Here is a 236-nt window from a genome sequence, read left to right on the forward strand (position 1 = left end):
TTACATTACAAAGATTGCAGTAAGTCTCTTGTTCATATGGTTGAACAATCTTTCATTAGATTGTGTAAGCACCAAAGCAAGTCAACGAATAATGCGAAAGAAGCGTATAGATGTATTGCTTCATTTTTTCTTTTTACAATTTTAAGAGAGTTAGAAGATTAAGCAAGGATATTTAGAGACGATAGTTGTGTCTGATATTCCGATTTGGGTCAGATTATATGGTTCTATATTAATAG

The 236-nt window shown here is 31.4% G+C and carries 1 pseudogene; it reads left to right on the top strand.

Annotation, left to right across the window (positions count from 1 at the left end):
* Window positions 1–236 (top strand): annotated as a pseudogene (locus JDS95_RS30860) (ABC transporter ATP-binding protein); the annotation flags it as partial.

Source organism: Bacillus cereus group sp. N24, from assembly GCF_016483345.1.
GTDB classification, from domain to species: domain Bacteria; phylum Bacillota; class Bacilli; order Bacillales; family Bacillaceae_G; genus Bacillus_A; species Bacillus_A toyonensis.